The sequence below is a fragment of the Mycobacterium sp. MUNTM1 genome, assembly GCF_054660795.1.
This window is the reverse complement of the sequence record NZ_BAAGDE010000023.1, coordinates 74,790-83,109: the sequence shown is the minus strand read 5'-3', so window position 1 is coordinate 83,109 and position 8,320 is coordinate 74,790. Positions and strand designations below refer to the sequence as shown.

The 8,320-nt window shown below is 68.4% G+C and carries 5 protein-coding genes; 1 reads left to right on the top strand and 4 read right to left on the bottom strand.

Annotated features, from left to right (window positions below; genetic code table 11):
• A partial coding sequence (locus ACYQ8K_RS15280) for a glucose-6-phosphate dehydrogenase (protein WP_459970255.1) occupies positions 1 to 1,284 on the bottom strand: 1,284 nt, incomplete at its 3' end.
• Positions 1,285 to 1,418: 134 nt separating this feature from the next.
• On the opposite strand from ACYQ8K_RS15280, the gene ACYQ8K_RS15275 reads away from it, so the two are divergent.
• Positions 1,419 to 1,601 carry a hypothetical protein gene (locus ACYQ8K_RS15275; protein ID WP_040629827.1) on the top strand — a complete coding sequence of 61 codons (183 nt, stop codon included), beginning with the start codon at positions 1,419 to 1,421 and terminating at the stop codon, positions 1,599 to 1,601.
• Between the two features lie 27 nt (positions 1,602 to 1,628).
• Here ACYQ8K_RS15275 and ACYQ8K_RS15270 read toward each other — a convergent pair whose 3' ends face one another.
• The 3 genes from ACYQ8K_RS15270 to hrpA form a co-directional block, all read right to left on the bottom strand.
• Positions 1,629 to 2,606: a DUF1444 domain-containing protein gene (locus ACYQ8K_RS15270; protein ID WP_459970261.1), complete on the bottom strand. Its 978-nt coding sequence runs from the start codon at positions 2,604 to 2,606 to the stop codon at positions 1,629 to 1,631.
• Positions 2,607 to 2,688: 82 nt separating this feature from the next.
• A complete protein-coding gene (locus ACYQ8K_RS15265) occupies positions 2,689 to 4,119 on the bottom strand; it encodes an FAD-dependent monooxygenase (protein ID WP_459970259.1) in 1,431 nt (476 codons plus the stop codon).
• A gap of 192 nt (positions 4,120 to 4,311) precedes the next feature.
• Positions 4,312 to 8,220, bottom strand: a complete 3,909-nt coding sequence (gene hrpA / locus ACYQ8K_RS15260; RefSeq protein ID WP_459970253.1) for an ATP-dependent RNA helicase HrpA — start codon at positions 8,218 to 8,220, stop codon at positions 4,312 to 4,314.
• Positions 8,221 to 8,320 lie beyond the last annotated feature (100 nt).

The following is an 8,320-nucleotide window of genomic DNA, read 5'->3' as shown; positions in this document are numbered from 1 at the left end:
TCTGTCTTTGGCCTCCAGCACGTCCACGACGGTTTCGATCTCCTGGGAGGAGAACTGCATGGACAGCTTGTCCAGCTTCATGCCGGGGCCGGGCCGCTTGCCATAGAAGGACAGCGACACCTTCGAGTTGTCGGCAAGGTCGAAGGTGAGGTGATCGGGGCCCTGGGTGCCCACCCCGGATCCGGGCGGGAACATCGTTCGGGGGGCCTCCTTGAACGCGATCGAGATGATGCGGATGCCCTCGGCCATCTTCTTGCCGGTGCGCAGGTAGATGGGCACCCCGGCCCACCGCCAGTTGTCGATGCCGACCTTGAGCGCGATGAACGTCTCGGTGTCGGAATCCTTTGCCACGCCGGCCTCGTCGCGGTATCCGTTGTACTGACCGCGAACCACATTGGCGGGTTTGACCGGCAGCATCGACCGAAACACCTTGTTCTTTTCCTCGCTGATCGCGAACGGTTCCAGGGCCGTCGGCGGTTCCATCACCACGAAGGCCATCACCTGGAAGAGGTGGGTCACCACCATGTCCTTGTAGGCGCCGGTCTCTTCGTAGAAGTTGGCCCGCTGGTCCAGGCCGAGGGCCTCGGGGATGTCGATCTGGATATGGTCGATGAAGTTGCGGTTCCAGATCGGCTCGAAGAGGCCGTTGGCGAAGCGGAAGGCCAGGATGTTCTGCGCGGCCTCCTTGCCCAGGAAGTGGTCGATTCGGAAAATCTGGGATTCCTCGAAGGTTTCGTGCACGAAGTCGTTCAGCGCCACCGCGCTGGCCAGGTCGGTGCCGAACGGCTTCTCCATCACCACCCGTGAGCGTTCGACCAGCTTGGCGTCGCTGAGCATGGTGATGACGGCGCGCGCCGCCTTGGGCGGCACCGACAGGTAATGCAGTCGCCGCACGTTGGGCCCCAGGTTGTCCTCGGCCTGCGCCACCGCCTGCGCCAGGGCCTCGGGTCCGGCGCTCTGCGGGACGTAGGTGACGATGTTGGCGAAGTTCGACCACTGTTCGGGCGTGAGTTTGTGCGTGCCGAAGGAATCGATCGCCTCCTTCGCGAGATCTCGGAATTCGTCTTGACTCAGGTCCTCCAGCGACGTAGCGACGATCTGAATATCGGGCGCCAATTCGGACTGGTCCAGGTACGCCAGACCGGGGATCAGCTTTCGTTTCGCCAGATCACCCGTCGCCCCGAAAAGGACGATGACGTGCGGATCGAGCGGGTCGGAATGGTGGCGACGCGGGCGGGCGTCGGCAGCGGGGTAAGCGATGGTCTGAGGTTTCTCGGTAGCCACTCTTGCGATACTTCCATCGCCACGACGCTGTGTCTCGTTCGTTTGACAGCCGCCGGATCTGGTTAGCGAACGCGCGATCGGGTATGGAATAGCGGCGGGTTCCCGGCGCCGGGACCCGTCCCCCACCAACGCCCATGGAAAGCGATATGACCAAACCCGACAAAGACCCGCTGAGCCGCGCTCAGGAGCTGGAAAACATCGTCGATCAGCTCGAGGAGAAGGTCACCGAGGAGAGCGAGGCCGAAGGCGTTCCCGGCAACCGCAGCGACCGGGAGCAAGCGGCTGTCCGCGGCACGACCAGCGAGCCGCCGGACTAAGTCGCAGCCTGGCTGAGGTGAGCGGCGTCATTCGCTCGGTATGTCGATGGCGTGCGCCTTCAGCGTCGCCAACAGCTCGGGCGTCGGCCATTCGTCGGCCCGGTAGCGGGCCGGATTGATTCCCGCGACGGGAAGGATGCCCACCGCATCGACCACCGTCGCGAACGGCACGGTGAACCTGTCGGACACATTCGCCGGCTCGCCGACCATGAACGTCACGTAATCGGTCTGCGGGAGCTCCCACGGGATCCCCTGCCCCCAGACCGCATTGGTGCGCCGACCCCAGGCCGTCTCGATCATCTGCGCGTCGCCGACGTATTGCGGGAACAGCTCGCGCTCATAATGCTCCCGCAAGAATTCGACCTGGTGCCTGTATTCCTGTGTGGCCAATAGGGTTCGGGCCCGCAACGCCAACCCGCGCAGGGGATGCGGGCCGGCCTGATCGAACGGCGCGATGACGCTGCCCACGATGGTGTAGCCCTGCGGCGAGATGGGCTGGTCGGCGTCGAGGTACATCTGCTCGGCGACCTCGAAGAGGTCCGCCGCGTTGTCCGGCGCGTCGGTGCCCAGCAGTAGCACGCCATCGCCCGGGAAAAACACCAGTGGGCGGTGGTCGCCGGCGACCACCAGCGAACCCAGCCAGCCGGTGGCCAGGATCATCGAATCGATGTAGGTGCCGCCGTCCGCGTCTTTCAACAGGTACTTCTCGCCCGGCTGGAAGGCCTGCTGACGCGCGGAAAGGTTCTCCCTCGCCACCGCGAACGCCTGATCGCCGGTGATGCCCCATGCGCCCGTTTCGGCCGGCGACACTATGGCCCGCACGGTAGGGAGGTCGACCACGACCATCTCGTTGATGAAGGGGAACACCGGGCGGACCCAGGGCTGGGCCCCGGTGTTGACCAAGCCGTTGACGTAGCTTTGCGGGCGCAGCACGGGCCGGAGCAAGGGTTGGGCCTCGGCCCAATCCATCGGCGGAGTCGGCGGTTGCTCGGTTGCCATGTCCACGGTGGGTACTTCCTGCTCTTGAACAGCGAACACGCACGTTACACCCTGCGCCGGCCAGCACAAGTCACCCTTTTCGGTGGCCTCACGTCGCGGTGGCCGGCCCGAACCAGGTGGCGAGGGCGGCGCGTAGCGCCGGGTCGGTGCCGGTGCCCGCCCAGGCGACGTGTCCGTCCGGTCGGATCAACACCGCGGGCGGCACGCTCACCGCGCCGAGCACCGGAAGCACGCACCGGTCAACGTGTTTCGCGTCGACCGTCGAAATCCGATCCGCCCAGGGCTCGATGTCCATGCGGGCGATCACGCCGAAATCGAGCAGCACCGGGCGGGCGTCCCGCAGCAGATCGAACACGCGCAGCGGCCCGCCGGCGGTGACCAGGTCCAGATCGGGCATGCGCCGTCCCACCAGCGGGTGCCCCTCGCCCAGGTCGTACCGGATGTCCAGGCCGGACATCATCGCGGCGAAGCAGGTGCGGGGCTCGTCCATGGCCAGAAGGTCGGACACGGTGTCGCGCAGCGCCTGGGTGCGTTCGCCGGGGTGAAGGAGCGCCATCTGCGCCAACGCGTTGCGCAGCACCCGCCGGGCAACCGGGTGGCGTTCGGCGTGGTAACTGTCCAGGAGGCCCTCGGGCGCTGTCTTGTTGACCACCTGGCCCAGCTTCCAGCCCAGATTCACCGCATCCTGCACGCCGGTGTTGAGGCCCTGCCCGCCCACCGGGTGGTGGATGTGTGCGGCGTCGCCGGCGAGCAGGACCCGTCCGCGGCGGTAGTTCGCGGCCTGCCGCGCCGTGTCGGTGAACCGGGAAAGCCAACGGGGACTGTGGATTCCGTAGTCGGTCCCGTAGACGGCGACGAGCGCCCGGCTCAGGTCACCTAGCGTGGGTTCGGTGGCCGGTCCAAGCTGCGCCTCGGTGACCATCACCCGAACACCTCCGCCCTCCTCGGCGGTGGACAGGGCATGGACGCCGAGCGCGTCGTGGCGGATGCCCCATTGCGGGGATGGCCCGGTCCCGGAATCCATTTCGGCCTCGGCGAGCAGATAGCTCGTCGTCGCGTCCCATCCGGGAAATTCGATCCCGGCCGTTTTGCGGACGACGCTGCGTCCGCCGTCACACCCGACCAGATACTGCGCCCGCATCGTGCGGCCGTCGGACAGGCCGACGTCGACGCCGCTGCCGTCCTGGGTGAACGTTGCCACCTGCCCGCCGCGGTGGATCGGCACGCCGAGTTCGCCGACCCACCCAGCCAGGATGCGTTCGATCTCGTTCTGCCACAGCGCGAGTCCGTACGGGTGCCGGGTGGGAAAGTCACTGATGTCCAGCCGGATCTGCGAGAACCCGGCGACCTGCGTCACCTCGCCGCGGGACAGGAACCGATCGGCGATGCCGCGCTGATCGAGAACCTCGATGGTGCGGGAATGTAGGCCGCCGGCCCGAGCTCCGATCAGATCCTGGCTGGTGCGCCGCTCCACGATGGCGGCGTCGACCCCCGCCAAAGCCAACTCCCCCGCCAGCATCAGCCCGGTCGGGCCGCCCCCGGCGATGAGCACCGCGTGCTCGATGCCGCGGTCGGTCGATGCCACCGAAACATCCACTTCGCTACCCCAATTCGCCTGAATTCCGGTCGAGGACAGCGATTTTGCATCATTACCCGGGCCTTGCGGCAAGCCCCGGTATGCGCTATAGGTTGAAAGTGGCGGGGAAAACAATCACCAACGGTCACGCACCGCCTCGATCGCGCGGTAGATCCGCTGCTCGCTGACCGGGCGGGGCGTGCCGAGTTGCTGGGCCCACAGGCTCACCCTGAGTTCCTCGATCTGGCGGGCGATGTCGCGAACCTCGGCGGCCGCCCTCGCCGGCTGCGGCAGCTCATGCACCAGCTCGTCGAAGGCCTCCTGCACGGCGTGCACCCGTTGCATGCGCTCGCGATCGGCCTGGGCGGCGCGAGGCAGCCCCTCGAGGCGGCGACGAATCCCGAGCAGGTAGCGGGTGAGATCGGCGAGCTGGGCGGCCCCGGTGGCGGTGACGAAACCGGCCGGCAACAGCCGATCAAGTTGCGCACGGATATCGGCGATCGCGTCGGTGTGCGCGGGTGGCGGGATCGCGGGCAACAGGAGCTGCACCTGCTGAGCGGCGGCCAGCACCTTCTCGACGCGGCCCACGATGTCGGTGGTGGTGGGCGGCAGGGACTTTGCGGCCCGCTGCTGCAGCGCGACGAACTCCGCGCGCGTCCACACCGGCGCCGAGACGATCGCGTCGGTCGCGGCGTCGGCGCAATCGTCCAGTAGCGCAAAAAGGTCACCATCCGGATTGCTGCCAAGAACCAGCCGGGTACGTGGATCAAGCTGCCGCGCAATGGCTTTGACCGGCGAGGCGACGCTGAGCCGCACCAACCGCCGGATGCCCGGTCCCATCGCCCGGTCCTGCTCGGCTGATGTGGCGAACACGTGCAGGTCGACGGCGCCGCCCGCGTCGACGAATGCGGGAAAGCCCCGCACGGTGCGTCCATCGATCGTGCGTTCGACGACGCGCGGCAATTCGTTGAGGCCCTCGGGCCAACCGCGCAATCCCGTCCGCTCCAGCTCGCGCGCGACTGCACGCGCGACGGCCTGCCGGGCCGGCGCCGTGAGCCGCTCCTGCAGCGCCCGTAAGTCCTTGCCGCGGGCCACCTCGGCGCCGTCGCCGGCCTCGACCGCGAACGTCACCCGCAGGTGCGACGGCAGCTTGTCCAGGTCGAACGCGTCGATGGGCACCACAACCCCGGTGCGACGGCGTAACTCGCGTTGCAGCGCCGGCAGCAGCGGTTCGCTGGCCGGGTCGATCGCCGCCAGCACCGCGTGGGCGGTGTCGGGGGCGGGAACGAAGTTGCGGCGCAAGTCTTTCGGCAGTGAGCGGATGAGCGCGGTCACCAGTTCCTCGCGCAGCGCCGGCACGTGCCAGGCGAACTCGTCGCCGCCCAGGCGCGCCAGCACGTCCATCGGCACGTGCACGGTGACGCCGTCATCGGCGGCGCCGGGCTCGAACCGGTAGGTCAACGGCAACGCGACATCGCCGGTGTGCCACGTGCTCGGCCGATCCGCGTCGTCGGCCTCGCCGGCGCGCAGCAGGTCGGTGCGGGTGAACGTCAGCAGGTCGGGCGTCTTGTGCCGCTGCTTCTTCCACCAGGCGTCGAAGTGTCGCGCGGACACGACGTCGCTGGGAATGCGCGCGTCGTAGAGCGCATACACGTCGTCGTCGCCGACCAGCAGGTCGCGGCGGCGGGCCCGCTCCTCCAGGTCCTCGAGTTCGGCCCGCAGCCGCGCGTTGTCCGCGAAGAAGTGATGGCGGGTGTGCCACTGGCCCTCGACCAGCGCATGGCGGATGAACAACTCGCGCGCCACCACCGGCTCGATGCGCGCGTATCCGACGCGGCGGCGCGCGGCCAGCGGTAGCCCGTACAACGTCACCCGCTCGTAGGCCATCACCTCGCCGCGTTTGGCGTCCCAATGCGGTTCGCTGTAGGTGCGCTGCGCCAACTCACCGGCGACCCGCTCCACTACCTCGGGCTGGATGCGGGCGGCGGTGCGCCCATACAGGCGGCTGGTCTCGACCAGCTCCGCCACGACGACCCAGCGCGGCGGCCGCTTGGTGAGAGCCGACCCGGGAGCGAGCACGAAGTGCGAATTGCGCGCGCCCAGGTACTCGCGGGTGTCCTCGCGGCGCATGCCCACGTGTGACAGCAGGCCCGCCAGCAGCGCCGCGTGCACCCGCGCCGGGTCGGCCGGCTCCTCGGAGGCGGCGTCTTCGACGATGCCCAGGTCGCGGGCGACGCTGCGCAGCTGCCCGACCAGGTCCTGCCATTCGCGAATGCGCAGATAGTGCAGGAACTCCGAGCGGCACATCCGGCGAAAAGCATTGCCGGATAATGACTTCCGCTGCTCGCGAAGATAGCGCCACAGGTTGAGATAGGACATGAAGTCCGAGTGCTCATCGGCGAAACGGGCGTGCTTTGCCCGGGCCGCCTCCTCGCGGTCGCTCGGGCGTTCCCGCGGGTCCGGGATCGTCAGCGCCGCTGCCAATACCAGCATTTCGCGGACGCACCCCTCGGTCTGTGCCTGCAGGATCATCCGGCCCAGCCTGGGGTCGACGGGCAGTCGCGCGAGGCGGCGGCCGAGATCGGTGATGGCGCCGTGCTGGTCGAACGCGCCCAGCTCGGCCAGCAGTTGCACGCCGTCGCGGACGCTGCGCCGGTCGGGTGGATCGAGGAAAGGGAATTCCTCGATGTCGCCGAGCCGCAGGGCCGCCATCTGCAGCAGCACGGCGGCCAGGTTCGTCCGCAGTATCTCGGGTTCGGTGTAGCGGGGCCGGGCCGCGAAGTCCGGCTCGGAGTAGAGCCGGATGCACACGCCGGGCGCGACCCGGCCGCATCGGCCGGCCCGCTGCGCGGCCGACGCCTGGGAGATGGGCTCGATCGGCAGCCGCTGCACCTTCAATCTCCGGCTGAAGCGCGAAATCCGGGCGTTGCCCGGATCGATGACGTAGCGGATCCCCGGCACGGTCAACGACGTTTCGGCGACATTGGTCGCCAGCACGACGCGCCGCCCGGTATGCGGTGCGAACACCTTCTGCTGCTCTGCGGTGGGTAGTCGCGCGTACAGCGGGAGCACCTCGGTGTGTTTGAGTCCACTCAAAGCCTCTGCGGTATCACGGATTTCACGCCCGCCGGAAAGAAAGATCAAGATGTCCCCCGGCGGCTCGGCCTCGAGTTCGGCGATCGCGTCGACGATCGCCTCGACCTCGTCGCGGGTCTCGGTGCGCACGATCTCGTGGTCGGGGTCGTCGGGGTCGTCGTCGGAGGTCGACGGCACGGCGACCTCCAGCGGCCGGTAGCGCACCTCGACCGGATACGTGCGGCCGGACACCTCGATGATCGGCGCGTCCTGGAAGTGGGCCGCGAAGCGCTGCGGCTCGATGGTGGCCGAGGTGATGATCACCTTCAGGTCGGGTCGGCGAGGCAGCAGCTCACGCAGGTAACCGAGCAGGAAGTCGATGTTAAGGCTGCGCTCGTGCGCCTCGTCGAGGATCAGCGTGTCGTAGCGCAGGAGGCGGCGGTCGCGCTGGATCTCGGCGAGCAGAATACCGTCGGTCATCAGCTTGATCAGCGTGCGATCGCTGACCTGGTCGGTGAAGCGCACGGTATAGCCGACGGTTTCGCCGAGCGGGCTGCCCAGCTCGTCGGCGATGCGCTGGGCGACGGTGCGGGCGGCCAGCCGGCGGGGCTGGGTGTGGCCGATGGTTCCGCGGATGCCGCGGCCGGCCTCGAGACAGATCTTGGGCAGCTGGGTGGTCTTCCCCGACCCGGTCTCCCCCGCGATCACCACCACCTGATGCGTCCGGATGGCTTCGGCGATTTCCTCCCGCCGCTCGCTGACCGGCAGGTCGGGGTAGCTGATGGTGGGGACGGCGGCTTGACGGGCGCCGATGACGCCGTGCGCCGCGGCGACCTGGTCGGCGAGCTGCCGCAGCTTCTGGGGCGAGGCGCCGCGGAGGTTCTTCAGGCGCCGCCCGAGGCGGGCGGCGTCGCGCAGGGTCAGACCGTCGAGTTGGTTACGCAGCTGCGCTGCAGACGGTTCGGCCACCCCGCACAGAATAGGCACTCGCGCGGCCGCAGCCCCAACGCGCCGGCTGACCGGCTGGGTTGATCGGCGACGAATCCGGGTATCACCTGGCGAGCGCATC

Coding starts and splice junctions, on each gene's coding strand:
- ACYQ8K_RS15275 (WP_040629827.1), top strand. CDS start 1,419: ATGGAAAGCGATATGACCAAACCCGACAAAGACCCGCTGAGCCGCGCT.
- ACYQ8K_RS15265 (WP_459970259.1), bottom strand. CDS start 4,119: ATGCTGGCGGGGGAGTTGGCTTTGGCGGGGGTCGACGCCGCCATCGTG.